Here is a 22748-nt window from a genome sequence, read left to right on the forward strand (position 1 = left end):
GTCCCTCATATCCCCCACCCGTCGCACATCCGGAACCCCCCAGGAGACCGCATGCGACCCCGCTCGCACGGCAGATGGGCCGCCGCCCTCGCCACCGTGCTCACCCTGGCCCTGGCCGTCCCGGCCGCCTCGCGCGACAGCCGCGACACCGAGGAGAGGCCGCAGGCGTACGAGGTCACCGGCCCTCGTACCGCCGCCCAGCGCACCGCCCTGGCCTCGACCGGCGTCGCCATCGACGCCGTGCGCCACGGCTCCGTCGTGATCACCGCGGACGCCGCCCAGGCCGAGCGCATCCGCCGGATGGGCTACCAGGTCAGCCGGCTGCCCGGGCCGCCCGACCGCTCCGAGGGCCGCTCCCCCGAGCCGTACGACTTCCCGCCCGCCGACGCCAAGTACCACAACTACCGGGAGGCGATGGCGGAGATCGACGCCGACGTCGCCGCACATCCGGCGATCATGAGCAAGAAGGTCATCGGCAAGTCCTACGAGGGCCGCGAGATCGTCGCCGTCAAGATCAGTGACAACGTGGCGGCCGACGAGGACGAACCCGAGGTCCTCTTCACCGCGCACCAGCACGCGCGCGAGCACCTCACCATCGAGATGGCCCTCTACCTGCTCAAGGAGTTCGGCTCCAAGTACGGCAGCGACCCGCGCGTCACCAAGATGGTCGACAACCGCGAGATCTGGGTCGTGCCCGACGTCAACCCCGACGGCGGCGAATACGACATCGCCACCGGTTCGTACCGCAGCTGGCGCAAGAACCGCCAGCCCAACGCCGGGTCCACGAGCCGCGGCACCGACCTCAACCGCAACTGGAACTTCAAGTGGGGCTGCTGCAACGGATCCTCCGGCAGCACCGGCTCCGAGACCTACCGCGGCTCGGCCCCCGAGTCCGCGCCCGAGGTGAAGGTCGTCGCCGACTTCGCGCGCAGCCGCGTCGTCGGCGGGAAGCAGCAGATCAGGACGGCGCTCGACTTCCACACCTACAGCGAGCTGGTGCTGTGGCCCTTCGGCTACACCTACAACGACACCGGCCCCGGAATGAGCCAGGACGAGCACGACGTCTACGCGACCCTCGGCAAGTCCATGGCCGCCAGCAACGGCTACACGCCCGAGCAGTCCAGCGACCTCTACGTCACCGACGGCACGATCGACGACTGGCTCTGGGGCGACCAGCGGATCTTCTCGTACACCTTCGAGATGTACCCGAACGAGAGCGGAGCGGGCGGGGGCTTCTACCCGCCGGACGAGGTGATCGACCGCGAGACCGCGCGCAACCGCGAGGCAGTGCTGCAGCTGCTGGAGGCCTCGGACTGCATGTACCGGGTGATCGGCAAGGAGGCGCAGTACTGCAAGCAGTAGCCGGCTCGCGGTACGGCGACCCGCACGTGCTACTGCTCCGCCGGGCCGGACGGCTCGGCGGAGCAGTAGGACAGCGGTACTCGGCGGAGCAGTAGGGCAGCGGTACTACCCGGCCTGGACCGGGGCGGGCGGGTAGGCCGGGTCCCAGTGGTCCCATATCTGGGGCGCAACGCCCGCCACGGCCCGCGCGCCGTCCTGCAGGTTCGGCTGCACCACGCGACCGCCGCCCGGGCCGACGTCGCCCGGCTCGCCGGGCTCCGGAAGGCTCACGGCCAGCCCCGCGTTCTTGTTCAGGAGAGTGCCGCGGTCCTCGTACCAGAGCTGCGTCGCGACGCCGTCCACACACGTCCACTGCTGGATCGGGGCTCCCGCGTCCTTGCGGGAGTCAGCGATCTCCAGGCACTTGCCGCTGTTGGCGTTGACGATCCGGTACTGGGACCCCGTGCCGGAACCGGCGACCTTGACGAACTTCCACACGGCACCGGCCTGGCCCTTGCACGCCCACTGCTGGGCGAGGGCACCGTTGCTCCGGCTCGAGTTGTCGATTTCCAGGCACCTGAGGCTCATGGTGTTGACGAGCAGGTCACCGCGACCGGCCGCCTGACCGACGCCCGGCGCTGTCAGCACGAGCGCCGCACCGGATGCGGCCACGGTCGCAAGCTTGACGAAAGTCTTCACTCGTGTCCCCCAATTCCCCTTTGTCACGCCCGGATACGGGCGCACCCCTCCATTTTGATCTTGAGGATATATCACCCTTCATCACACCACCACCGTCAAAATCCCCGCCACCGCGAAGCCCGCCACCGACAGCACCGACTCCAGGACCGTCCACGACTTCAGCGTCTGCCGTTCCGGGATGCCGAAGTACTTGGCCACCATCCAGAAGCCGCCGTCATTCACGTGCGAGGCGAAGATCGAACCCGCTGACACCGCCACGATGACCAGGGCCAGGTGGGCCTGGGAGTGGCCGGCGCCGGAGAGCAGGGGGGCGATGATGCCCGCTGTCGTCACGATCGCGACCGTCGCCGACCCCTGCGCGACCCGCAGTGCCACGGCGAGCAGCCACGCCAGAACGACGACGGGCAGCCCCGCGCCGTCGAACGTGCCGGCCAGGGCCTGGGCCACCCCGCTCGCCTTGAGGACCGCGCCGAAGATCCCGCCCGCGCCGACGACGAGCAGGATGTTGCCCACCGGTTTCAGCGACGCGGTCGAGACGGCCTGCAGCGACGCGAGGGACCAGCCGCGGCGCAGGCCCAGCAGCCAGTACGCCAGGAGCAGGGCGATCGTCAGCGCCACGAAGGGATGGCCGAAGAACTCGGCCACCGAGCGGGCCGTGCTCGGTGCGAACGCCACGGAGGAGAAGGTCGCCAGGAGGATGAGGAGCAGGGGCGTGCCGATGACGGCGAGCAGGGTCCCGAGCGCGACCGGCGCTTCGGCCTTCCCCGTGTCCTGGTCCTGGTCCTGGTCCGGGTCGGGGTCCGGGATCGGGGCCGCCCTCCTCGCCTCCTCGGCCGCCGCCTCCATCTCCTCCGGGACGGGGACGAAGACGCGGCGCCCGATCCACGCCGCGTACGCCCACGCCGCCAGGACCGCCGGCAGGCCCGCCGCGGCGCCCATGAGGATCACCCAGCCGAGGTCCACGTGCAGCAGGCCGGCCGCGGCCACCGGGCCCGGGTGGGGCGGCAGGAAGGCGTGGGTCATGGAGAGCCCGGCCAGCAGCGGCAGCGCGTACAGCAGAATCGATTTCCCGCTGCGCCTGGCCGCCGCGTACACGAGCGGCGCGAGGACGAAGATGCCCACGTCGAAGAAGACGGGGATGCCGAAGACCACGCCGGTCACCCCCATCGCGAGGGGCGCGCGCCGCTCGCCGAAGAGGGCGAGCAGCCGTGCGGAGAGGGCCTCCGCGCCGCCGGAGACCTCCAGCACCGAGCCGAGCATCGTGCCGAGCCCGATGATGACGGCGATGTGGCCGAGGGTGCCGCCCATGCCCGCTTCGACGAGCGGGACGGCGCCGGACTTCTGCACCGTGCCGAAGAGTTCGGTCACGGACAGCCCGGCGCCCAGGCCGACGGCGACCGAGACGGCCAGCAGGGCCACGAACGGCTGCAGCCTGACCTTGATGATCAGGAGGAGCAGCAGGGCGATGCCGAGCGCGGCGACGGTCAGCAGACCGGCGGTGCCCGGTACGAGGGCCGGGAGCCCTCCGGTGCGGCCCCCGGCCGCGCAGGTGACGGACACGAGCAACCCCCCGGGCTCGGGACGGCGTCAGCCGAGGACGGCGAGGGCGTCGATCTCGATGAGCAGGCCGGCGGGGAGGCCGACGTAGACGGTCGTACGGGCCGCGGGGACGGACTTCAGGTCGGCGAAGTACTCGTCGTAGATCGCGTTCATCTCCGCGAAGTGGGCGGTGTCCGTGAGGTAGATCCGCATCATGATCACGTCCTCCCAGGTCGCACCGCCCGCCTCCAGGACGGCCTTGACGTTGGCCAGGGTCTGCAGGGTCTGCTCGCGCAGGGTGTCCCCCGCGGGCGTCGGCGGCTGCCCCTCCACCGCCGGCAGGAAGCCGACCTGCCCCGCGACCTGCAGGATGTTGCCCTTCTTCACCCCGTGCGAGAACTTCGCGGGCGGGGTGGTGTGGGTGGGGGGCGTGACGGCGGTCTTCTCGGTCTTCTGAGTCTTCTCGGTCTTCTCGGTCTTCTCGGTCTTCTGAGTCTTCTCGGTCTTCTCGGTCTTCTCGGTCATGACGTGGCTACTTCCTGACGGGTGACGGCGGTGGCGGTGTGGTGCCGGAGTACTCCGCGCTGATGGCCTCCGCGGTGCGGCGCAGCAGCGGGAGGAGTTCGAGGAGCTCGCCCGTGCCGACGACGACGTTGGGCGCGGAGATCGAACAGGCGGCGACGACGCGGCCGTCGGTGCCGCGGACGGGGGCGCCGACGCAGTTGATGGACTCCTCGTGCCCGCCGAAGTCCGTGGCCCAGCCCTGCTCGCGCACGGTCGCGAGCTCCTTGAGGAAGGCGGTGGCGTCCGGCGTCGAACGGGCGGTGTAGGCGGGGTAGTCGAGGCGTTCGGCGACCGCGCGGCGCTCGGGCTCGGGCAGGTCGGCGAGGAGCAGCTTGGCGACGGCGGCGACGGTGATCGCGACGGGCTTGCCGATGCGGGAGTACATCCGTACGGGGTAGCGGCTCTCGACCTTGTCGATGTAGAGGACCTCGCCGTCCTCGTACACGGCGAGGTGCACGGTGTGCCCGCACCGCTCGTTGAGCGCGACGAGGTGCGGGTGGGCGATCTCGCGGACGTCGAGGTTCTCGGCGGCCTGCTGGGCGAGGGCGAACAGGCGCGTGCCGAGGCGGTAGCGCTGGTCCTGCTGCCGGTAGACCATGCCGTGTTCGTGGAGGGTGCGCAGCAGGCGCAGGGCGGTCGACTTGTGGACGTCGAGGCGGGCCGCCACCTGCTCCAGGTTGGCCGGCCCCTCGGCGAGCAGGGGAAGGATCCGCAGGGCGCGGTCGACGGTCTGGCTCATGGGCGGTCCTTCGCGGCGGGGGTGGTGCGCTCAAGGGGATCGGTGGGGTCGGTGGGGTCCGTGGGACCGGGGTCCCCGGCGGGACCAGGGCCCCCGGTGGAACCCGGGCCCCCGGCCGGCCCGGGGGATCCGGTGCCTGGCCCCGGCGAGGCCTCGGTCCAGCCCGGCCCCAGGCGCAGTCTTCCCCACTCCTGCGGGCCCAGGGCCGCCAGCCGGTCGGCGAGTTCGCGCCGGGGCGGGGCGGCCAGGTCGCCCGGGGAGGTCAGCGCTGCGGCGGCCATGAGGTGGCCGTGGCGCAGCCGGCGCTCCACGCTCAGCCCGCGCAGGGTGCCGGAGAGGAAGCCGGCCGCGAACGCGTCCCCCGCCCCGACGGGGGCGACGACGTCGACGGAGAGGGCGGGGGCGAAGACGGCCGCCTCCTCCTCGCCCGCACTCCGTACGTACGCCGTCGCCCCCGCCGCCCCGTGTTTGACGACGAGCACCCGCGGCTCCGGCAGCGCGGCCCGTATCGCCGCGGTGCCGCGGACGCCCCAGGCCGCCTCGGCCTCGTCCTCGCCGACGAAGACGAGGTCGCACCGGCGGGCCAGGGCGGCCAGGACCGCGGGCCCGTCGGGGGCGTCGCGCCACAGCGCCACGCGGTAGTTGACGTCGAAGGAGACGAGGGGCCGGCCGGGGTGGGGCTCGGTGAGCCCGCGCACGAGGGCGAGGCAGCCGGCGGAGAGCGCGGCGGTGATGCCGGTGAGGTGCAGGATGCGGCCGGACCACGCGGTGGCGCGGCGGACGAGGTCCGGCGACATGGCGGAGGCGGCGGATCCGGCGCGGTAGTAGAGGACTTCGGCGACGGCGCCGAAAGGAGAACCGGAGGGCGAGGAGCCGGAAGGAGAACCGGAGGGCGAGGAGCCGAAAGGAGAACCGGAGGGCGAGGAGCCGGAAGGGGAGCCGGGAAGCCCGACGCCCCGCTCCCCCGCCGTGCGGAAGTACACGCCCGTCGGCCGCCCGGCATCCCGCTGGACCGCGGAGACGTCCACACCGTACGCCGCGATCGCCGCCACCAGGTGGTCGCCGAAGGCGTCAGCGCCGACCCGGCCCAGCCACTTCGCCCGGTGCCCGGCGGCGGCCAGCGCGCAGGCGACGTTGGACTCCGCTCCCCCGATGCCCCGGTCGAAGGACGGCACGCCGGCGAGCGGGACCGGCTCGGTCCGCGCGGGGCGGAAGGCGACCATCGACTCGCCGAGGCACACGACGTCGGGGAGGTCGGCGGGTGCGGTCACGGTCGGCTCTCGCTCCTCGGTCCAGTCCGGCAGGCCCGGTCCAGATCGGCCCGGTCCAGATCGGTCCGGTCCGGTTGTGTCCGGTTGTGTACGCGTCCTGTCACGGTCGCTCCCACGACGCGAGATGACCGTTGACCCCGTACTTGGCGGGATGTTAGACAGCAGCCAGCGCACTGCGCAATGGGCATTGCACTCTGCGCAACAAAGCGCCACATCCGCGCGCACCACACGTACACACGGACCCCCCGGGAGGCTCCATTGGCCACCGCCGACGCGACCGGCGCCGACGCGACCACCGACACCGCGGCCCACGACGCCGTCGCCCGCCTCGCGGACACCCGCGTCGACCACCGCTTCAAGGGCCTGCCCCCGGACGCCGAGGGCCTGACCGTCGGCGCGCTGGCCGCCGAGCGCCGCTCGCTGTTCACGGGCGGTTTCACCACGCCCGTGCTCGCCCTCTCCGCCGAGGCGCTCGACCACAACCTCGCCCTCATGGAGCGCTGGTCCACCGGTCACGGCCTCGCCTTCGCCCCGCACGGCAAGACCACCATGGCGCCGCAGCTGCTGGAGCGGCAGATCGCGCACGGCGCGTGGGGGATCACCGCCGCGACGGTCTCCCAGGTGCGTGTCTACCGCGCCTTCGGCATACGCCGCGTCTTCCTCGCCAACGAGGTCGTGGACGCCGCCGCCCTGCGCTGGCTCGCCGCCGAGCTGGACGCCGACCCGGAGTTCCGCCTCTTCACCTACGTCGACTCCGTGCGCGGCGTCGAGCTGATGGACGCCGCGCTGCGCGAGGCGGGCGCCTCCCGGCCGCTCGACGTGGTCGTCGAGCTGGGCGCCCCGGGCGGCCGTACGGGCGCCCGCACCGAGGCCGAGTGCACGGCCGTGGCCGACGCGGTGGCCGCCGTGAGCACGCTGCGGCTGGCCGGGGTCGGCGGGTACGAGGCGGAGATCCCGGCTGCCGACGGGGACCTCGTCCGCGCGTGGCTGCGCCGGCTGACGGCGCTGGCCGTCGGGTTCGACGGGGCGGGGCGGTTCGCCGGCGTTGAGGAGGTGGTCGTCAGTGCGGGCGGCAGCGCGTGGTTCGACGCGGTCGCCGAGGTGTTCGCGGAGCTGCCGGCGCTGTCGGTGCCGGTGCTGAAGCTGCTGCGGTCGGGGGCGTACATCACCCACGACGACGTCGCGTACCGGAAGAAGACGCCCTTCAACCGCCACCCGGAGGAAGGGGAGTTGAAGCCTGCCTTCCGCCTTTGGGCCCAGGTGGTCTCCCGTCCGGAGCCGGGCCGTGCCTACCTCAACGCGGGCAAGCGCGACGTCCCCTACGACCTGGACCTGCCGGTGGTGCGGGCGGTGCGCTCGGCGCGGGACGGGTCGGTGCGGGAGGGCGGTGACGGCATGACCGTGATCGGTCTGGCCGACCAGCACGCGTTCGTGGAAGTGTCGGAGGGCGTGGAGCTGGAGGTCGGGGACTGGGTGGGGCTGGGCCTGTCGCACCCGTGCACGGTGTTCGACAAGTGGCAGCTGATCCCGCTGGCCGCGGAGGACGGCACGGTCACGGACTACGTCCGCACGTTCTTCTAGACCCCGCCGCCGATCCGCCGCCGGCCCCGCCGACCGGACCCCGAAGGGAACGTGAACGTCCATGGACACCGTCTTCCGCAACGTGCGCGTCGTCGACGGGTCCGGTGGGCCCTCCTACCGGGCGGACGTCGCCCTGGACGGAGGGCGGATCGCCGTCATCGCACGCGAGGGCGAGCGCCGGCCCTCCGCCCGTCGCGTGGTCGACGCGACGGGCCTCGCCCTCTCCCCCGGCTTCATCGACATGCACGCCCACAGCGATCTGGCGCTCCTGCGCGACCCCTCCCACGAGGCGAAGGCCGCGCAGGGCGTGACCTTGGAGGTCATCGGGCAGGACGGCCTGTCGTACGCGCCCGTCGACGACCGCACGCTCGGCGAGGTCCGCACGCAGATCACCGGCTGGAACGGTGACGGTTCGGACGTCGGCCTCACCTGGCGCTCCGTCGGGGAGTACCTGGACCGCCTCGACCACGGCTTCGGCGGCGAGGGCGTCGCCGTCAACGCGGCCTACCTCGTCCCGCAGGGGACCGTCCGCGCGCTCGCGGTCGGCTGGGAGGACCGGCCCGCCGCGCCGGCCGAGCTCGCCCGTATGAAGCAGCTCGTCGCCGAGGGCCTGGAGCAGGGCGCTGTCGGCCTGTCGTCGGGGCTCACGTACACGCCCGGCATGTACGCGGACGGCGCCGAGCTGACCGAGCTGTGCCGCGTGGTCGCCGCGTACGGCGGCTACTACTGCCCGCACCACCGCTCGTACGGCGCGGGCGCCCTCGCCGCGTACGAGGAGATGATCGACCTGGCCCGGGCGGCCGGCTGCGCCCTGCACCTGGCCCACGCCACCATGAACTTCGGGGTGAACGAGGGCCGCGCCCCCGAGCTGCTGGCCCTGCTCGACGCGGCGCTCGCCGGCGGCGCGGACATCTCGCTCGACACGTACCCCTACACCCCCGGCTGCACCACGCTCGTCGCGATGCTGCCGAGCTGGGCGGGCGAGGGCGGCCCGGAGGCGGTGCTGGCGCGCCTGCGCGACGACGCGACGGCCGAGCGCATCCGGTACGCGATGGAGGTGGAGGGCGCAGACGGCTGCCACGGCGTGCCGATCGACTGGGAGGCGATCGAGGTCTCGGGCGTCACGGACCCACGGCTCGCCGCGGCCCACGTCGGCAGGACGATCGCCCGCACCGCCCGCGAGCGCGGCGAGGAGCCGTGGGCGACCGCGCGCCGGCTGCTGCTCGCCGACCGGCTGGGGCCGGCGATCCTCCAGCACGTGGGCCACGAGGAGAACGTCCGCACGATCATGCGGCACCGCGTGCACACGGGCGGCAGCGACGGCATCCTGCACGGCGCGAAGCCGCATCCGCGCGCGTACGGCACGTTTCCGCACTACCTGGGCCGGTACGCGCGCGAGCTCGGTGTGCTCTCCCTGGAGGAGTGCGTGGCGCATCTCACGTCACGTCCCGCGGCGCGTCTGAGGCTGCCGGACAGGGGTCTCGTACGGGTCGGACACCGCGCCGATCTCGTTCTCTTCGATCCGGAGACGGTGGCCGCCGGTGCCACTTTCGAAGCCCCTCGGACGCTTCCGACCGGCATTCCTTATGTCCTGATTGCCGGACGCTTTGTGATGGAAGACGGGCGCCGGACGGACGTCCTGGCGGGCCGGAGCGTCCGGCGCACCGCGGCGGCCTGACCGGCCGCTCCGCGGCGGCGTCGGCGCGCCGGGAAACGGTGAGCACGCCGTCCGGAGCCCCCGTATGGTGGCCGTCATGCAGGTGATCCAGTCAACGAAGCTCGCCAACGTCTGCTACGAAATCCGTGGCCCGGTGCTCGAGGAGGCCATGCGGCTGGAGGCGGCAGGTCACCGCATCCTCAAGCTCAACACCGGCAATCCCGCGATCTTCGGGTTCGAGTGCCCGCCGGAGATCCTCGAGGACATGCTGCGCAACGTGGGCGACGCCCACGGCTACGGCGACGCGAAGGGCCTGCTCTCGGCCCGCCGCGCGGTGGTGCAGCACTACGAGACCAAGGGCATCGAGCTGTCCGTCGAGGACGTCTACCTCGGCAACGGCGTCTCGGAGCTGATCCAGATGTCGATGCAGGCCCTGCTCGACGACGGCGACGAGGTCCTCGTACCGGCCCCGGACTACCCGCTGTGGACGGCCTCGGTCTCCCTGGCCGGCGGCACCGCCGTGCACTACCGCTGCGACGAGCAGGCGGACTGGATGCCGGACCTGGCGGACATCGAGCGCAAGGTCACCGACCGCACCAAGGCCATCGTCATCATCAACCCGAACAACCCCACGGGTGCGGTGTACGACGACGAGATGCTGCGCGGTCTGACCGAGATCGCCCGCCGCCACAACCTGATCGTCTGCTCGGACGAGATCTACGACAAGATCCTCTACGACGGCGTCACCCACACCCCCACCGCGGCCATCGCCCCGGACCTGCTCACCCTCACCTTCAACGGCCTGTCCAAGGCCTACCGGGTGGCCGGGTACCGCAGCGGCTGGCTGGCGGTCTGCGGCCCCAAGGCCCACGCCGACAGCTACATCGAGGGCCTGACGATCCTGGCCAACATGCGGCTGTGCGCCAACATGCCCGCCCAGTACGCGGTGGCCACGGCCCTCGGCGGCCGGCAGTCGATCAACGACCTGGTGCTGCCCGGCGGCCGGCTGCTGGAGCAGCGCGACGTCGCGCACGAGCTGCTGACGCAGATCCCGGGCGTGACGTGCGTGAAGCCCAAGGGCGCGCTGTACGCCTTCCCGCGCCTGGACCCGAAGGTCTACAAGATCAAGGACGACCGGCAGATGGTGCTGGACCTGCTCCGCGCCGAGAAGATCATGGTCGTGCACGGCACGGGCTTCAACTGGCCGGAGCCGGACCACTTCCGCCTCGTCACGCTGCCGAGCGCGACGGATCTGGCGGACGCGGTGACGCGGATCGGGAACTTCCTGGACGGCTACGGGCAGCCGTAGAAGCCCGTAGTGGTTGTAGTGGTTGTAGTGGCCGTGGTGGCCGTGGTGGCCGTAGTGGCCCGTAGAAGCCCGTAGCAGCTGCAGCCGGTCGGCGGACCGGTTATCTATAGAGAAGACAACTTTAGACGCCGTCTAAGTTAGGATGGCCTTCTGAGGCATTCCCAGGAGGCCATCCATGTACGAGCCGATCCGGACGCAATCGGTCCACAGCCTGGCCGCACAGCGCTGGAGCAAGCGCGTCCTGCACCGTTCCCGCGAGGAAGAGCTGGACATCCGGCTCGCGGGACATCTCACCGCGCTGCTGACCGTGACCGACGAGCTGCGCGCCCTCACGCCGTCCGGCACGCTGGACGACGCCGCCGACCGTCTCGCCGACGGCATCACCCGCATGAGCGGCACCACCCCGCTCCGGGCGGCCCCGTCGGCGGGCCACCCCACCCCCGCCCGCATCAACGCCCTTCACCAGCGCGCCCACCAGCTGGCCGGTCAGGCCCTGGTCGTCGCCGCGTCGGCCGGCGACGCGGCGGGCCGGGCCCTCGCGGCCGAGCGCCTGCGCGCTCACGCGACGGCTCTCGGCATCCCCGAGGAGGAGTAGTGGCGCCCGCCCCGGGAGCCGGGGCGGGCGTCACGTGCGACTCGGGCCGTCAGCCCAGGCGCCGCACCAGCGCCCGGTACTCGTCCCACAGTTCCTTCGGGGTGTGGTCGCCGAAGGTGTTCAGGTGCTCGGGGATCAGTGCGGCCTCCTCGCGCCAGACCTCCTCGTCCACCGTGAGCAGCAGGTCGAGGTCCTCGTCGGAGATGCGCAGACCCTCGGTGTCGAGCGCCTCGCGGGTCGGCAGCACGCCGATGGGGGTCTCGACGCCCTCGGCGCGGCCGTCGAGGCGGTCGACGATCCACTTCAGGACGCGGCTGTTGTCGCCGAAGCCCGGCCACACGAACCGGCCGTCCGCGTCCTTGCGGAACCAGTTCACGTAGTAGATCTTCGGCAGCTTGGCCGCGTCCTTGTCCTGGCCGACCTTGATCCAGTGACCCATGTAGTCGCCCATGTTGTAGCCGCAGAAGGGCAGCATGGCGAACGGGTCGCGGCGCAGCTCGCCGACCTTGCCCTCGGCGGCCGCGGTCTTCTCGGAGGCGACGTTGGCGCCGAGGAAGACGCCGTGCTGCCAGTCGAAGGACTCGGTCACCAGCGGGACGGCGGAGGCGCGGCGGCCGCCGAAGAGGATCGCCGAGATCGGCACGCCCTTGGGGTCCTCCCACTCGGGCGCGATGATCGGGCACTGCGAGGCGGGCACGGTGAAGCGGGCGTTGGGGTGGGCCGCCGGGGTTTCCGAGGCCGGGGTCCAGTCGTTGCCCTTCCAGTCCGTCAGGTGTTCGGGCTGCTCCTCGGTCATGCCCTCCCACCACACGTCGCCGTCGTCGGTGAGGGCGACGTTGGTGAAGACGGAGTTGCCCCACAGGGTCTTCATGGCGTTGGCGTTGGTGTGCTCGCCGGTGCCGGGCGCGACGCCGAAGAAGCCGGCCTCGGGGTTGATGGCGTAGAGGCGGCCGTCCTCGCCGAAGCGCATCCAGGCGATGTCGTCGCCGATGGTCTCGACGGTCCAGCCGGAGACGGTGGGCTCCAGCATGGCGAGGTTGGTCTTGCCGCAGGCGGACGGGAAAGCGGCGGCGACGTACTTGGAGTCACCCTGGGGCGGGGTGAGCTTGAGGATGAGCATGTGCTCGGCGAGCCAGCCCTCGTCGCGGGCCATCACCGAGGCGATGCGCAAGGCGTAGCACTTCTTGCCCAGCAGGGCGTTGCCGCCGTAACCCGAGCCGTAGGACCAGATCTCGCGGTCCTCGGGGAAGTGCGAGATGTACTTGGTGGTGTTGCACGGCCACGGGACGTCGGCCTCGCCCTCGGCGAGCGGCGCGCCGAGGGTGTGGACGGCCTTGACGAAGAAGCCGTCGGTGCCGAGCTCGTCGAGGACGGCCTGGCCCATCCGGGTCATGGTGCGCATGGAGACGGCGACGTAGGCCGAGTCGGTGATCTCGACGCCGATCGCGGACAGCGGGGAGCCGAGCGGGCCCATACAGAAGGGCACGACGTACATCGTGCGGCCGCGCATGGAGCCGCGGAAGATGCCGCCCTGGTCGTCCTTGCCCTGGAAGATCTCCCGCATCTCGGCGGGGGCCTTCCAGTGGTTGGTCGGGCCGGCGTCCTCCTCCTTCTCGGAGCAGATGAACGTGCGGTCCTCGACGCGCGCCACGTCACTGGGGTCGGAGGCGGCGTAGTACGAGTTGGGGCGCTTGACCGGGTCGAGCTTCCTGAAGGTGCCCTTGCGGACGAGTTCCTCGGACAGGCGCTCGTACTCCGCCTCGGAACCGTCGCACCAGACCACGCGGTCCGGCTGGGTGAGGGCGGCGATCTCGTCGACCCAGGAGATCAGCTCCTGGTGCTGGGTGGGGGTGGTGGGAGCCGCATCACTGCGCGCCACGATCGCTCCGTCCCGCCGGAATCCACACTGCCCGGCGTAGAAATTGAGGGTTGACGGACTCGCCTGTTTCGCCCGCGAAGTCCGCTTCTATGGATGGATGCCCCTTGGGGGCTGCGACCCAGACGCTTCGTGACTGCTCATCCGGTGCCGCCCGCACTCATTTGATCATCCGACTCCGCAGTGCTTCTGTCCAGGGGGCGCTCCCGTGACCATCGCCACGCGATACTGATCCGTAACTTACGGTGGCGTAGGTAGCATGTCGGCCATGACTCCCGCGCCCGACGCAGCGCCTTCCGCGCTCCCCGCGCCCGCCGGCGCCGCGGCCGCAGCAGCCCTCCCCGCCGAGGCTGCACCCTCCGCCGCCGTCCTGCCCGCCGACCCGCCGGTCCCCGCGAAGCCGCGCCTGCGCGGCTGGCTGCACGCGGGGATGTTCCCCGCCGTGCTGATCGCCGGCGTCTTCCTGACCGCCCTGGCCGACAGCACGCGCGGCCGGATCGCGTGCGCCGTCTACGTCCTCACCGCGGGATCGCTCTTCGGCATCAGCGCCCTCTACCACCGGGGCGACTGGAGCCCGCGCGCCAACGCCGTCCTGCGCCGCCTCGACCACGCGAACATCTTTCTGATCATCGCCGGCACGTACACCCCGCTGACGATGCTGCTGATCCCCGGCAGCCGCGGACAAGTGCTGCTGTGGGCCGTCTGGGCGGCCGCCGCGGCGGGCATAGCCTTCCGCGTCTTCTGGGTCGGCGCCCCGCGCTGGCTCTACACCCCCTGCTACATCGCCATGGGCTGGGCCGCGGTCTTCTTCCTCCCGGACTTCCTGAGCAAGGGCGGCATCGCCGTCCTCGTCCTGGTGGTCGTCGGGGGGCTGCTCTACAGCGCCGGCGGGGTGATCTACGGCATCAAGCGGCCGAACCCCTCGCCGCGCTGGTTCGGCTTCCACGAGGTCTTCCACTCGCTCACGCTGGCGGCCTTCATCGTGCACTACGTCGGCATCTCCCTGGTGGCCTACACGCACGCCTGAGCTCCTGCCCCGCCGTCACCGGAACGGCCGCGACCACCGAGGTCGCGGCCGTTTTTTCCTGCCCGGACTCCCCTCTGCCCGCCCCCTCCCCTGATTGACAGTGTCAATCTTTTGAGAGTTACTGTCATTTGACTTTTACTCCGGCTTCGATTCGGACTTCTCTACCGGAGGTGTGCCATGAGCACCCGGCCCGACCCCCGCCGCTGGTGGGCCCTCGGAGCCCTCGTCGCCTGCATGCTCGTCCTCGGCTTCGACGGCACGATCCTGAACGTGGCCCTGCCCGAGATGGCCGCGCAGCTGGGCGCCGACAGCGCGGAACAGACCTGGATCGCCGACTCCTACCTGGTCGTCTTCGCCGCTCTGATGCTCCCCGCGGGCCTGCTCGGCGACCGCTTCGGCCGCCGCCGGATGCTCCTGGCCGGCCTCGGCGTCTTCCTGGCCGGATCGCTCTTCGGGGCCTTCGTCACCAGCCCCGGGCTCGTCGTCGCCGCCCGCGTGGTCCTGGGCGCGGGCGGCGCGCTGATCATGCCGCTCGCTCTGTCCGTACTGCCGTCGCTCTTCCCCGCGGAGGAGCGCTCCCGGGCGCTGGGCGCCGTCTCGGCCGCCTCCGCGCTCGGCATGCCGCTCGGCCCGATCGTCGGCGGCTGGCTGCTGGACCACTTCTGGTGGGGGTCGGTCTTCCTCGTGAACGTCCCGCTCGTGGTCCTCGGCATCGCCGCGTGCCTCTTCCTGCTCCCCGAGACCAGGGACCCCGCCGCGCCGCGGGTGGACCTCCGGTCCACCGCCCTGACCGTCACCGGCCTGGCCGCCTTCATCACCGGCGTCAACGAGGGTCCGGCGCGCGGCTGGTCCTCGCCCCTCGTGCTCGCCGCGCTCGCCGCGGCGGTCCTCCTGCTCACCGCCCTGGTGCTGCGCGAGCGCCGTTCGGCCCGGCCCGTGCTGGACGTGACGCTGCTGCGCGACCGGGCGTTCCGCTGGAACACCCTGGCCGCGGCCCTGGTCACCTTCGTGCTCACCGGCCTGCTGTTCGTCGTGCCCCAGCACCTGCAGACGGTCCAGGGCCAGGACGCCTTCGGCACCGGGCTGCGGATGCTGCCGATGATGGGCGGGCTGCTGGTGGCCTCGCGCGCCGCCGGCCCCCTCGCCAAGCGCTTCGGGTCCCGCGTCGTCATCCCCGGCGCCCTCCTCGTCCTCGCCGCCGCCGCGCTGACCGGCAGCCGCACGGACCCCGGCGACGGCTACGGCTTCACCGCCCTGTGGCTGACGCTCGCCGGTTTCGGGTTCGGCTTCGGGATCCTGCCGGCGATGGACGGCGCGCTCGGCGCCCTGCCCCGGGACCGGGCGGGCAGCGGCTCCGGGCTGCTGATGACGCTACGTCAGGTCGCGGGGGCCGTCGGAGTCGCCGTGCTCGGCAGCCTCATCGCCGGCTCGTTCGCCGGGCGCCTGGACACCGGCGGTCTTCCTCCCGCCGCGGCGAGCGCCGCGGGCGACTCCGTGGTGGCCGCCCACCAGGTGGCCGGGCGGCTCGGGGACGCCGCACTCGCCCGGTCGGCGGACGCCGCCTTCGTCCACGGCATGGACCTCGCCCTGCTCGCCTGCGGCTGCGCGGCCGTCGCCGCCGCGGCCCTCACCGCCGCCTTCCTGCCCGGCAGGCCCGCCGCGGCGCCGCGGCCGGCCGGCGCCCGCGAAGTGGTTCCCCGGAAGGCCGATGCCTGAGAATGCAGCCATGGCTTCCGCACAAACGCCTTCCGCCGCGCAGACCGGGCCCCGGCTCGGACTGCGCGAACGGAAGAAGATCCAGACCCGTCAGGCGATCCGCCGCGCCGCGTACCGGCTCTTCGAGCAGCAGGGGTACGACGCGACGCCGGTCGACCGGATCGCGGAAGCCGCCGACGTCTCCCCCAGCACCGTCTTCCGGTACTTCCCCACCAAGGAGGACATCGTCCTCACGGACGAGTACGACCCGGTGCTGGAGGCCGCGATCCGGGCCCGCCCGGCGCAGGAGGCCCCCGTCGAGGCCTTCCGGCAGGGCATCCTCGACTCGATGCGGCGCGTCATCGACCAGGACTCCACCGAGCTCCGCCAGCGCACCCGGCTCATGCGCGAGGTGCCCGCCCTGCGCGCCCGCGCGGCCGAGGGCATGACGGAGACGACGCGCATGCTCCGCGCGGTCCTGGCCGAGCGCACCGGGCGCCCGGCCGACGACATCGAACTGCGCGTCGTCGTCACCGCGGTCGTCGCCGCGACGAACGAGGCCGTCATGTGCTGGGTCGAACAGGGCCAGGCGGACGACCTCGTGGAGGTCACGGAGCGGACGCTGGACGTCTTGGCGCGGGGTCTGACGCTCTAGAACGCTCCGGAGTCCGGCCGTCGGCCCGCCGGCCCACTGCCCGGCGGGCCGGCGGGCCTACGGGCCGACGGGCCGGCTCAGCGCAGGCTCTCCGCCAGCGCCTGCGGATCCGTCGTCGGCGCGTCACACGTGAACCCGCGGCACACGTACGCCACCGCCCGCCCGTCGGCCAGCGGCCGGTGCGCGAGCAGCGGCACCTCCACCGCCGCCGGCTCGTCCGCCGACGGCGGGGCGCCGACGGCGACCGCCAGGCCGGGGGCCGTCGCCAGCAGCGCGGTGCGGTGCAGCGCCGCGGTGGCCGGGTCGTCGGGCAGGCCCACGACGGCGACCTCCCGGGGCCCGTCCAGCAGGGCCTCGGCCACCGCCAGACCCCAGCTGATGAAGCGCGGCGCCCGCGGGCCCAGCGCCCGCACGACGCCCAGCGCCCGCTCGGCGGCCTCGCGGTGCGCGGTGCTGCCGGTGTACGCGGCGTACGTCAGCAGAGCGCCGCAGGCGGCGGTCCAGCCCGACGGCGTGGCGTTGTCCATCGGGTCCTGCGGGCGGCGGATGAGCGCCTCCGCGTCGTCGGCGGTGTCAAAGAGCGCGCCGTCCGCGCCGGTGAAGCGGGTGAGGACCGTGTCCAGCAGCAGGCCCGCGAAGTCCACCCACACGCCCTCACCGGTGACCGCGCTCAGCGCGAGGAAGCCCTCGGCCACGTCGCCGTAGTCCTCCAGGACGCCCGCGTGGGTGCCGGCCGTGCCGTCCAGGGAGGTGCGGAAGAGCCGGGCCTGCCAGTCCATGTGCGTACGGACCAGCAGGTCGGCGGCGTCGGTGGCGGCCTGGACCAGGTCCGGGCGGTCGAAGTACGCGCCGGTCTCGGCCAGCGCGGCGATGGCCAGCCCGTTCCAGGCGGCGACCACCTTGTCGTCGCGGCCGGGGCGGGGCCGCTGCTCGCGCGCCGCGAGGAGCCTGCGGCGCACGGAGTCGAGCTTGCCGGCGTCCAGGAGCTGCTCGGAATCGGGCAGCTGGAGGACGGAGGCGCCCTCCTCGAACGTGCCCTCCTCGGTGACGCCGAAGTGCGCCGCCGCGAGCAGGGCGTCCTGATCGCCGAGCGCGTCGCGCAGCTGCTGCGGCGTCCACACGTAGTAGGCGCCCTCGGCGTGCCGCCCGGATCCGTCTACGGCTTCGCTGTCGGCGTCCAGCGCGGAGGCGAAGCCGCCCTGGTCGGTGCGCATCTCCCGGACCAGGAAGTCGGCGGTCTCCAGCGCGACGCGGCGGGCGAGCTCCGAGCCGGTGGCCCGCCACAGGTGGGCGTACACGCGGCAGAGCAGGGCGTTGTCGTAGAGCATCTTCTCGAAGTGCGGGACCACCCACTCCGCGTCCACGGAGTAGCGGGCGAAACCGCCGCCCAGCTGGTCGTAGATGCCGCCGCGGGCCATCGCCTCGCAGGTGGCCTGCACCATCTCCAGGGCGCCCGCGGAGCCCGTACGGGCGTGGTGGCGCAGCAGGAACTCCAGCGTCATGGACGGCGGGAACTTCGGCGCCCCGCCGAAACCGCCGCGCACCGCGTCGAAGTCACGGGTGAGCGCGAGCAGCGCGGCGGACAGCTCCTCGGCGGACGGGGGCTGCGGCTCGCCCTTGCCCCCCTGCATGCCGAGGGCGAGCGTGCGCTCGGACAGCTCCCGCACGATGCGCCCGGCGACCTGGCCGACCTCGTCGCGGCGGTCGCGCCACGCGGCCCGTACGCCCTCCAGGACCTGCTGGAAGCCGGGCATGCCGTGCCGGGGGGCGGGCGGGAAGTAGGTGCCGAAGTAGAACGGCTCGGCCTCGGGCGTCAGGAAGACCGTCATGGGCCAGCCGCCCTGGCCCGTGGCGGCCTGGACGGCCTCCATGTACACGGCGTCGATGTCGGGCCGCTCCTCGCGGTCGACCTTGACGGAGACGAAGTGCTCGTTGAGGAGGGCGGCGGTGGCGTCGTCCTCGAAGGACTCGTGCGCCATGACGTGGCACCAGTGGCAACTGGAGTAGCCGACGCTCAGCAGCACCGGCACGTTACGGCGCCGCGCCTCGGCGAAGGCCTCGGGCGACCACGGCCACCAGTCGACCGGGTTGCCGGCGTGCTGGAGGAGGTAAGGGGACGTCTCGTGCGCCAAACGGTTGGGCATGCGCCCATCCTCGCGCACGACGTTCCCTACGGGCCGCCGCCACCGTCCCCGTGTCCGCGCCCGGGCTCCCGCCGCGACGGCGACAACGGCGATGCCCGGCGGCACCGACCCGAACGACCCGGCAAACCGGGCCCCGCCCCTCGCCCGGCCTCGGCCCGGCACCGCCGGAACGCGCCGCCGTGGCTGATCACCGCCGCGGCGGAAACAATCTCCGCGGCGGCGACACACATTCCGGTCGGCACCGGCCCGCCGCCGCCGGAACGCACCGGCACAGCTGATCACCGCCGCGGCGGCGCAACCCCACCCGCCGCGACGGCGAGACGCTCAACGGCGATGCCCGGCGGTGCCGAGCCGGCAACGACCCGGCGAACCGGGCCCCGCCCGGCCGGGCACCACCCCTCGCCCGGCCTCGGCCCGGCACCGCCGGAACGCGCCGCCGTGGCTGATCACCGCCGCGGCGGAAACAATCCCCGCGGCAGCGGCGACACACATTCCGGCCGACACCGGCCCGCCGCCGCCGGAACGCACCGGCACAGCTGATCACCGCCACGGCGGCACAACCCCACCCGCCGCGACGGCGAGACGCTCAACGGCGATGCCCGGCGGTGCCGAGCCGGCAGCGCCGGAACGCGCCGCCGTGGTGGAAACGGGCCCGCCGCGCCGGGGTCAGGGGGTCTTCGAAGGCGCGGCCGAGGACGCCGGGGCCGCGCCGGAGGCGTCCGGCTCCTCCGCGAAGTCCACCCGCTTCATGTGCTTGTTCATGCTCTTCATCAGGAACCACACCGCCACGCCGATGACGGCGAAGACGATGAAGCCGAGGACACCGGGGGTGACCTTGTTCTTGTCGAGTTCTTCGGCGAGCGGCACCAGCTGGGTGGCGGCGAGGGAGCTCATCATGGGGTCAATTGTTGCGGATGCCCGCGAAGAGGTCGTCCTCGGGGAGGGACGTGCCGACGAGCGACTTCGCCAGCTCGTACTCCTCCGTCGGCCAGACCTCCCGCTGCAGGTCCAGCGGCACGCGGAACCAGCCGCCGTCCGGGTCGATCTGCGTGGCGTGCGCGATCAGCGCCTTGTCGCGGATCTCGAAGAAGTCGCCGCAGGGCACGAACGTGGTCAGCGTGCGCTCGCGCCCCATGGTGTGCCAGCGCTCCAGCCACTCCCCGTACGGGGACTCCATGCCGCGCTCCAGCAGCGCGTCGTGCAGCGCCTGGGTGCGCTGACGGTTGAAGCCCTGGTTGTAGTAGAGCTTCTGCGGCTGCCACGGCTCGCCCGCCTCGGGGTAGCGGGACGGGTCGCCGGCCGCCTCGAAGGCCACCATCGTGATCTTGTGGGTCATGATGTGGTCGGGGTGCGGGTATCCGCCGTTCTCGTCGTACGTCGTCACGACGTGCGGACGGAACTCGCGGATGAGCTTCACCAGCCGCCCGGCCGCCTCGTCCACGTCCTGCAGGGCGAAGCAGCCCTCGGGCAGCGGCGGCAGCGGGTCGCCTTCCGGCAGGCCGGAGTCGACGAAGCCCAGCCACTCCTGCTTGACGCCGAGAATGTCGCGCGCCTCGTCCATCTCCTTGGCGCGGACCTCGTGGATGTGCTCCTCGATGTACGGGTCGCCCTGGAGCTTGGGGTTGAGGATGGAGCCGCGCTCGCCGCCCGTGCAGGTGGCCACCAGCACGTCCACCCCCTCGGACACGTACTTGGCCATCGTGGCCGCGCCCTTGCTCGACTCGTCGTCGGGGTGGGCGTGCACGGCCATCAGTCGCAGCTGCTCAGTCAAGACTTCGTCCTCGGTCACTGGTCATGGCCCGTCTTATCGGTGTGTCGGGGCGCCTCCTATAGTGACCGAAGCGGGAGGCGTTTCATTCCTGTTCTCCCGACCAGCCCCGACCCGGAGGAACGATCATGGCTGCGGCACGCGAAGGAGTGCCCGACGGTCGCTACGGCCGCTCGGCGGACGCGCGTGCGGACCGCAAGCTCAAGATCGTCGGCGGTGTGCTGGGCGCCGGGCTGCTCGGCGTGATCGCCTGGTCCGGCATCCACTACATCACCCAGAGTGAGGTCACCGGCCAGCTCCTGCGCTCGAAGCCGGTCTCGGAGACCTCCGTGCAGGTGGTCCTGGAGATCCGTAAGGACAAGGACAAGGCCGGGGTGTGTACGGTGCGCTCGCTCGGCAGCGACGGCTCCGAGGTGGGCCGCAAGGACTTCACCTTCGACCGTCGCGAGGATCACTTCACCGAGCGCGTCACCCTGCGTACCACCCGCCACGCCGCCGCCACGAAGCTCGAGGGCTGCCGGGCCGCCTCGGGGAGCTGACGCGCCCCGGCAGGGGGACCGCACCCCCACGGGGACCGCAGACACGGGATCACGCGCCCACCACACCGCGCTGACCCGCGCTGACCTGCACTGACGCGATTCTTGCGGGATTCATCCCGTTTACTTCTTCCCCCATTCCGGACGTAATTGTTAGGCTCGTGGTTTCGCCCCGCTTTGAAGGTGCACCCTTCTGAGTAGGGCGTTCATTTGTTATCGCGATGTATCCCCAAAGCATTCCCCAGTACCGACGAGGAGCACCTGTGACCCAGACCAGCGACAACGTCACCTGGCTGACTCAGGAGGCGTACGACCAGCTCAAGGCCGAGCTGGAGTACCTGTCTGGTCCCGCTCGCACCGAGATCGCCGCCAAGATCGCGGCGGCCCGCGAGGAGGGTGACCTGCGAGAGAACGGCGGGTACCACGCGGCCAAGGAGGAGCAGGGCAAGCAGGAGCTCCGCGTGCGCCAGCTCACCCAGCTGCTGGAGAGCGCGAAGGTCGGCGAGGCCCCGGCGGCCACCGGCGTCGTGGCGCCCGGCATGGTCGTCACCATCGCCTTCGACGGCGATGTGGACGACACCATGGAGTTCCTCCTCGCCTCCCGCGAGTACGCAAGCTCGGACATCGAGACGTTCTCCCCGCAGTCCCCGCTGGGCTCCGGCGTCAACGGCAAGAAGATCGGCGAGGACGCCCAGTACGAGCTGCCGAACGGCAAGAAGGCCATGGTGCGCATCCTGGAGGCCAAGCCGTACACCGGCTGAGCCGGAGCGTGACGAAGACGCCTGCGGGCATACGAAGGGCCCTCTCCTCCCCGGCCGGGGAGGAGAGGGCCCTTTTCGCTCGCGGCCGCGCGGCTCGGGCGGCTCGGGCGGCTCAGGCGGCTCAGGCCGTCGCCGAGCGGAACTTCCGCACCGCCAGCGTCCGGAAGAACACGATGATCGCCACCGACCAGATCAGCGACGCCCACACCGGGTGCTGCATCGGCCACGCGTCCGGCACCGGATAGCCCGGCGGCAGGTTGCCGAACAGCTCGCGGGCCGCCTGGACCGTGGCGCTGAAGGGGTTCCACTCGGCGATGGTGCGCAGCACCGTGGGCATGTTGTCGGCGGGCACGAAGGCGTTGGAGATGAAGGTCAGCGGGAAGAGCCAGATCAGCCCGCCCGAGGTGGCCGCCTCCGGGGTGCGCACGGACAGGCCGATCAGCGCGCCGATCCACGAGAAGGCGTAGCCCAGCAGGAGCAGCAGCGCGAAGCCGCCGAGCGCCTTGAGGACGCCCTCGTGGATCCGCCAGCCGACGATCACCGCGACGATCGCCAGCACCACCAGCGTGAGCGCGGTCTGCACGAGGTCGGCGAGGGTGCGGCCGGTGAGGACGGCCCCGCGGGCCATGGGCAGGGACCGGAAGCGGTCGATGAGGCCCTTGTGCATGTCGTCGGCGATGCCCGCGCCCGCGCCGGCCGTGGCGAAGGTGACCGTCTGGGCGAAGATGCCCGCCATGAGGAACTCGCGGTAGGCGCTCGGGTCCGTGTTGCCGCCGACGGAGATCGAGCCGCCGAAGACGTAACTGAACAGCACCACGAACATGATCGGCTGGATGAGCCCGAAGATGACCACTTCGGGGATGCGCGCCATGCGGATCAGATTGCGCTTGGCGACGACCAGGGAGTCGCGCACGGACCGGCCGAGGCCGCCGTGCACCCGCAGCGCCGCCTCCCTGGAGGCGGCCGACCGGCCCGACCGGCTCTCGCTCGT

At 72.2% G+C, this 22748-nt stretch carries 20 protein-coding genes; 10 read left to right on the plus strand and 10 right to left on the minus strand.

Features of this window, described 5'->3' with window-relative positions; genetic code table 11:
- The first annotated feature begins 51 nt into the window (after positions 1-51).
- Complete coding sequence (locus tag ACSNOG_RS23580; protein WP_436754697.1) at positions 52-1362, plus strand: M14 family metallopeptidase; 1311 nt, start codon at positions 52-54, stop codon at positions 1360-1362.
- A 105-nt stretch (positions 1363-1467) separates the two neighbouring features.
- On the opposite strand, the gene ACSNOG_RS23585 is transcribed toward ACSNOG_RS23580, so the two are convergent.
- The 5 genes from ACSNOG_RS23585 to ACSNOG_RS23605 form a co-directional block, all read right to left on the minus strand.
- Positions 1468-2013 carry an RICIN domain-containing protein gene (locus ACSNOG_RS23585; protein WP_436754698.1) on the minus strand — a complete coding sequence of 182 codons (546 nt, stop codon included), beginning with the start codon at positions 2011-2013 and terminating at the stop codon, positions 1468-1470.
- A gap of 108 nt (positions 2014-2121) precedes the next feature.
- On the minus strand, positions 2122-3600 hold the full coding sequence (locus ACSNOG_RS23590; protein ID WP_436754699.1) for a GntP family permease: 1479 nt from the start codon (positions 3598-3600) through the stop codon (positions 2122-2124).
- Between the two features lie 27 nt (positions 3601-3627).
- Positions 3628-4104 carry a RidA family protein gene (locus tag ACSNOG_RS23595; protein ID WP_436754700.1) on the minus strand — a complete coding sequence of 159 codons (477 nt, stop codon included), beginning with the start codon at positions 4102-4104 and terminating at the stop codon, positions 3628-3630.
- A 7-nt stretch (positions 4105-4111) separates the two neighbouring features.
- Complete coding sequence (locus ACSNOG_RS23600) at positions 4112-4882, minus strand: IclR family transcriptional regulator (protein ID WP_436754701.1); 771 nt, start codon at positions 4880-4882, stop codon at positions 4112-4114.
- The gene (locus ACSNOG_RS23605; RefSeq protein ID WP_436754715.1) at positions 4879-6186 is read right to left on the minus strand and encodes a sugar kinase; all 1308 of its coding nucleotides are present in this window, start codon (positions 6184-6186) and stop codon (positions 4879-4881) included. Before ACSNOG_RS23605 ends, ACSNOG_RS23600 begins: the two co-directional genes overlap by 4 nt.
- 225 nt (positions 6187-6411) lie before the next feature.
- On the opposite strand from ACSNOG_RS23605, the gene ACSNOG_RS23610 reads away from it, so the two are divergent.
- The 4 genes from ACSNOG_RS23610 (at position 6412) to ACSNOG_RS23625 (ending at position 11295) form a co-directional block, all read left to right on the plus strand.
- Positions 6412-7734: an amino acid deaminase gene (locus tag ACSNOG_RS23610; protein WP_436754702.1), complete on the plus strand. Its 1323-nt coding sequence runs from the start codon at positions 6412-6414 to the stop codon at positions 7732-7734.
- Between the two features lie 61 nt (positions 7735-7795).
- A complete protein-coding gene (locus ACSNOG_RS23615) occupies positions 7796-9412 on the plus strand; it encodes an N-acyl-D-amino-acid deacylase family protein (protein ID WP_436754703.1) in 1617 nt (538 codons plus the stop codon).
- 76 nt (positions 9413-9488) lie between these two features.
- Positions 9489-10700 (plus strand): pyridoxal phosphate-dependent aminotransferase, encoded by a 1212-nt coding sequence (locus tag ACSNOG_RS23620; protein WP_436754704.1) that lies wholly within the window; start codon positions 9489-9491, stop codon positions 10698-10700.
- A gap of 175 nt (positions 10701-10875) precedes the next feature.
- Positions 10876-11295, plus strand: a complete 420-nt coding sequence (locus ACSNOG_RS23625) for a hypothetical protein (RefSeq protein WP_436754705.1) — start codon at positions 10876-10878, stop codon at positions 11293-11295.
- A 49-nt stretch (positions 11296-11344) separates the two neighbouring features.
- Here the strand turns inward: ACSNOG_RS23625 and ACSNOG_RS23630 are convergent, their stop codons facing one another.
- A complete protein-coding gene (locus ACSNOG_RS23630; RefSeq protein ID WP_436754706.1) occupies positions 11345-13174 on the minus strand; it encodes a phosphoenolpyruvate carboxykinase (GTP) in 1830 nt (609 codons plus the stop codon).
- Between the two features lie 265 nt (positions 13175-13439).
- Here ACSNOG_RS23630 and trhA point away from each other — a divergent pair, with 265 nt between their 5' ends.
- The 3 genes from trhA to ACSNOG_RS23645 all read left to right on the plus strand — a co-directional run bounded on the left by trhA (position 13440) and on the right by ACSNOG_RS23645 (position 16548).
- Entirely contained in the window at positions 13440-14198 is a 759-nt protein-coding gene (gene trhA / locus ACSNOG_RS23635) for a PAQR family membrane homeostasis protein TrhA (protein WP_436754707.1), read from the plus strand.
- Between the two features lie 177 nt (positions 14199-14375).
- Positions 14376-15914, plus strand: coding sequence for an MFS transporter (locus ACSNOG_RS23640; RefSeq protein WP_436754708.1), 1539 nt, complete (start codon positions 14376-14378; stop codon positions 15912-15914).
- Between the two features lie 10 nt (positions 15915-15924).
- A complete protein-coding gene (locus ACSNOG_RS23645) occupies positions 15925-16548 on the plus strand; it encodes a TetR/AcrR family transcriptional regulator (protein WP_436754709.1) in 624 nt (207 codons plus the stop codon).
- 77 nt (positions 16549-16625) lie between these two features.
- On the opposite strand, the gene ACSNOG_RS23650 is transcribed toward ACSNOG_RS23645, so the two are convergent.
- From ACSNOG_RS23650 to mca, 3 genes are all read right to left on the minus strand, one after another.
- Positions 16626-18692: a thioredoxin domain-containing protein gene (locus tag ACSNOG_RS23650; RefSeq protein WP_436754710.1), complete on the minus strand. Its 2067-nt coding sequence runs from the start codon at positions 18690-18692 to the stop codon at positions 16626-16628.
- A gap of 666 nt (positions 18693-19358) precedes the next feature.
- On the minus strand, positions 19359-19589 hold the full coding sequence (locus ACSNOG_RS23655) for a hypothetical protein (RefSeq protein ID WP_436754711.1): 231 nt from the start codon (positions 19587-19589) through the stop codon (positions 19359-19361).
- Positions 19590-19593: 4 nt separating this feature from the next.
- Entirely contained in the window at positions 19594-20463 is an 870-nt protein-coding gene (gene mca, locus ACSNOG_RS23660; protein WP_436754712.1) for a mycothiol conjugate amidase Mca, read from the minus strand.
- Between the two features lie 125 nt (positions 20464-20588).
- Between mca and ACSNOG_RS23665 the strand changes: the two genes are divergently transcribed.
- Positions 20589-20999 carry a DUF4307 domain-containing protein gene (locus ACSNOG_RS23665; RefSeq protein ID WP_436754713.1) on the plus strand — a complete coding sequence of 137 codons (411 nt, stop codon included), beginning with the start codon at positions 20589-20591 and terminating at the stop codon, positions 20997-20999.
- Between the two features lie 260 nt (positions 21000-21259).
- Positions 21260-21757, plus strand: a complete 498-nt coding sequence (greA, locus tag ACSNOG_RS23670) for a transcription elongation factor GreA (RefSeq protein WP_436754714.1) — start codon at positions 21260-21262, stop codon at positions 21755-21757.
- 121 nt (positions 21758-21878) lie between these two features.
- Here greA and ACSNOG_RS23675 read toward each other — a convergent pair whose 3' ends face one another.
- Positions 21879-22700: an ABC transporter permease gene (locus tag ACSNOG_RS23675; protein WP_436754716.1), complete on the minus strand. Its 822-nt coding sequence runs from the start codon at positions 22698-22700 to the stop codon at positions 21879-21881.
- Between the last annotated feature and the right edge of the window lie 48 nt (positions 22701-22748).

The sequence above is a fragment of the Streptomyces sp. URMC 124 genome (assembly GCF_051386455.1).
In the GTDB taxonomy this organism is placed as follows: Bacteria; Actinomycetota; Actinomycetes; order Streptomycetales; family Streptomycetaceae; genus Streptomyces.

What these genes read in the sequence shown, in the direction of transcription:
- ACSNOG_RS23615 (WP_436754703.1), top strand. Translation starts at nt 7,796, where the DNA reads ATGGACACCGTCTTCCGCAACGTGCGCGTCGTCGACGGGTCCGGTGGG.
- ACSNOG_RS23595 (WP_436754700.1), bottom strand. Translation starts at nt 4,104, where the DNA reads ATGACCGAGAAGACCGAGAAGACCGAGAAGACTCAGAAGACCGAGAAG.
- trhA (WP_436754707.1), top strand. Translation starts at nt 13,440, where the DNA reads ATGACTCCCGCGCCCGACGCAGCGCCTTCCGCGCTCCCCGCGCCCGCC.
- ACSNOG_RS23655 (WP_436754711.1), bottom strand. Translation starts at nt 19,589, where the DNA reads ATGATGAGCTCCCTCGCCGCCACCCAGCTGGTGCCGCTCGCCGAAGAA.
- ACSNOG_RS23650 (WP_436754710.1), bottom strand. Translation starts at nt 18,692, where the DNA reads ATGCCCAACCGTTTGGCGCACGAGACGTCCCCTTACCTCCTCCAGCAC.
- ACSNOG_RS23625 (WP_436754705.1), top strand. Translation starts at nt 10,876, where the DNA reads ATGTACGAGCCGATCCGGACGCAATCGGTCCACAGCCTGGCCGCACAG.
- ACSNOG_RS23620 (WP_436754704.1), top strand. Translation starts at nt 9,489, where the DNA reads ATGCAGGTGATCCAGTCAACGAAGCTCGCCAACGTCTGCTACGAAATC.
- ACSNOG_RS23580 (WP_436754697.1), top strand. Translation starts at nt 52, where the DNA reads ATGCGACCCCGCTCGCACGGCAGATGGGCCGCCGCCCTCGCCACCGTG.
- ACSNOG_RS23645 (WP_436754709.1), top strand. Translation starts at nt 15,925, where the DNA reads ATGGCTTCCGCACAAACGCCTTCCGCCGCGCAGACCGGGCCCCGGCTC.
- ACSNOG_RS23640 (WP_436754708.1), top strand. Translation starts at nt 14,376, where the DNA reads ATGAGCACCCGGCCCGACCCCCGCCGCTGGTGGGCCCTCGGAGCCCTC.
- ACSNOG_RS23600 (WP_436754701.1), bottom strand. Translation starts at nt 4,882, where the DNA reads ATGAGCCAGACCGTCGACCGCGCCCTGCGGATCCTTCCCCTGCTCGCC.
- ACSNOG_RS23665 (WP_436754713.1), top strand. Translation starts at nt 20,589, where the DNA reads ATGGCTGCGGCACGCGAAGGAGTGCCCGACGGTCGCTACGGCCGCTCG.